Source organism: Acidimicrobiia bacterium (assembly GCA_035471805.1).
Classification (GTDB): domain Bacteria; phylum Actinomycetota; class Acidimicrobiia; order Spongiisociales; family JAHEDJ01; genus JAHEDJ01.
On record DATIPS010000030.1, the window covers coordinates 1 to 2,829 of the forward strand.

The window sequence follows — 2,829 nt, forward strand, 5'->3', positions numbered from 1 at the left end:
AAGACAGGTCATACCCAGGCCCCTTGGCGATTCCAGCCTGTCCGTAGACGAAGGCAATGGAGGGTGCCGGTCGTGGATTCGACCGGCACCCGAGTTCCGTCTGGTATGCCGGCCGGGGCTTCCCTGACGCCACAGCAGTGATGCTCGCTCTGCACGACAACCCAAAGACGATTCAGCGTTGCGATGGCAGCACAATCACGTGCTGTTGCGTCCGATGACTACGCCGCCCTCGTGCCGATTCGCTACGGAGGGTTCGACGAAATGAACGTTCTGCTGACCCGCATCATTTGAGTGAGGCTCGTCGGCTCTGGATCTCGACCGGATTCAGCGCAACGCTCCTGCAGTCATCGCCAACAAGGGTCGTGCGTTGTCGTTCGGCGCAGTAAGGCCCTCAGGCCTCTAGTTCGGCGTGCAGGTGAAGGCGTTGGATGCGGCGGTGCTCGATGACCAGCACGATGAACATCACGACGACCACGATGGTCAACAGGTTCAGGCCCTCGAGCGACGCTCCTGCGAAGACGATGCCGGCAATGATCATGGCGCCCACCAACCGCTCCCGCGCTTGGGCCCGGAAGGCGCGCCACACTGCGAGGTAGACCCCAATCAGGAACAGGAAGAGGCCGGCGGCCATCATGACCCGGAACTCGAGAGGGACGGAGTCGCGAGGGTGCAGCGCGATCTCTTCGAGCGCAGCGGCGGCCAGGATGACGCCCGCCACGACGGGGGCATGGGCCCAGGTATACACGTCCCGGATGAACCGGCCGGCTCCCCGACTGTCGAGCTTGGAGGCGGCAAACTCGAGGCCGGGGCCGGGCCGATCGAAGTAGGCCCACCACAACACACCGGCGAATGCGCCGGACGCAAGCAGCGCCGAGATCGTTGCCAGCGACAGGCTGCCGTTCTTCTCCAGGGCGGCGACGACGGGAATGCCGATGGCAACGATCACCTCGCCCAGCGCGATGATGATGATCAGCCCGTGACGCTCGGCGAAGTGGCCCGGACGCACCAGCCAATCGCCGTCGGCGGCTTTGACCATCGCAAACAGCACGATGGCGACGGTGCCGAGCCAGAAGGCGAGCCGGGCCGTGCCGTCGTAGAAGGACCCCACGACCAGCACCAGGATGGCAACGACATTGGGAGCGATCCAGTTGAGAGCGGCGGAGCGATAGTCGATCTCGTCGGTCGTGCCCATCGTCTGCATACGGAAACCGATGAGCATGATGCCGGTGAGAGCGATCGCAAACACCGGTCCGCCCCCGGCGAAGGCGGTCGAGGTAGAAGCCGCCATCGGGATGCTTACCACCGTGGCGATGAGAAACAGGATGCGCACCGGCCGCCCGTTGCCCGATATTGCGTTGGCCGCCCAGGTCAGCTGCTGCCACGGCAGCCACAACAAGGCAAACAGCAACGCGGCCTTGCCCGCCCCTGCCCAGGTCGGTTCGCCGATGAGGAGCGCCACCAGCTGGGAGAAGGCGAACACATAGGCCAGGTCGAAGAACAGTTCAACCGGATCTGCGGTGAAATCCTCGGTGAGCGGCGGGAGTTCGATGCCCTTCATATGCCGGGAGTGTAGGTGGGGGGGTTTCTTACGCCCGGAACCATGCGCCGGGAGAAGCTGTTGTGAATCCCGGCCGGTGGTAGAGCGCAATCATCCAAGCGCTGCCACCGCGTGCTCGAAAGTGTCCGTCGCTAGTACTCGGCAAGCTGTCTTCGGAGACCCGTGCGCTGCCGACGAGATAGCGGGGGTCGAGTGCTTCGATCGACGGTAGCCAGCATGTCGGTACTGAAGAACGCATGCGGGGCAAACCGCAAGGGGTTCCGAACCTTGCTGACCGCTCGTCCCGGCAGCATCACGTTGTCGAAGATACCGTATACGGCCAGCGTGACGTCACGGACCGGTATCTCACCCAACGGATCTGCCGGTGCAGTCCCCATCACGATCTTCCCGGCGCCGGTCCACAGGTCCGTCCTCGGCCGGAAGAGCGTTACCTGCCTGATCAGGAGCGGCGGGTACTCGAACCCGCTGCCGTCGGTCGCAGGGAAATGCTTGAAGAGGAAGGACACGAACGGCAGGGACCGCCGATCGTCGAGATCCGGAACGGTCGGTCCCATAAGCTGTTCCAGTGAGCCGACCTCGATTTGGTCGGTCAGTGCTGCCTCAAGATGGAGGATCTCCTCGCCCCGACGAACAACACTCCCGACAGCGTGGCCTTCGTCTCGCTCGAGGCTGATCTGATCGGCCATCTTCTTCGGGAAGCCGTGACGTTCGCGGCCGCCGACCATGGCCATGTCGTTGTCGACCGGCATCGCCAGGCAGTATCCGCCCACCTCACCCTTGAAGGTTGCCGGCACAATGAGCGCACCCTCGTTATAGGTAACGCCGAAGTTCGTCTCCGGGTACCGCGCCACGAATGCCAGTGCCAGAGGGTCGTCGGGAACTTGGAGTGGTTTCGGGAGTATCCGTTCCACCACTGTCGGGTCGGTTCGGAAACCCACGAGCAGCATCTCGGCTGCCGTGAATCTGGGGAGAAACGGCCCGGTTCTCGCCCATGCGCGAAGTTCCCGTTTATCGACGGCATACAACACGGCACATCTCCCGCTAGACCCTCTACAACGTACCGCAGTGAGCGTCGCCTGGGAAGGGGACGACCCCCAAACGGCACCTTCGAGCAACATAGACAATCGCACTAGATAACGAGCAGAGTCCGAGATGCGAGACCTCGGCCGAGGACCCATGGGCGTGCCTTCGGCGAGAAAGGAAGGATCCCGCCGATACGAAGGAGCATCCTCGTGCTCGTTACCAGATCACACGACTGCCGAGAGTGCCCA

General features: G+C 63.2%; 2 protein-coding genes. Both read right to left on the bottom strand.

The genetic code is table 11. The features are described 5' to 3' along the window. Positions 1-391: 391 nt before the first annotated feature. The gene (locus tag VLT15_06890) at positions 392-1,558 is read right to left on the bottom strand and encodes a low temperature requirement protein A (GenBank protein ID HSR44939.1); all 1,167 of its coding nucleotides are present in this window, start codon (positions 1,556-1,558) and stop codon (positions 392-394) included. 131 nt (positions 1,559-1,689) lie between these two features. Beyond that, positions 1,690-2,586 carry an acetoacetate decarboxylase family protein gene (locus tag VLT15_06895; GenBank protein ID HSR44940.1) on the bottom strand — a complete coding sequence of 299 codons (897 nt, stop codon included), beginning with the start codon at positions 2,584-2,586 and terminating at the stop codon, positions 1,690-1,692. Positions 2,587-2,829 lie beyond the last annotated feature (243 nt).

Coding starts and splice junctions, on each gene's coding strand:
- VLT15_06890 (HSR44939.1), bottom strand. CDS start 1,558: ATGAAGGGCATCGAACTCCCGCCGCTCACCGAGGATTTCACCGCAGAT.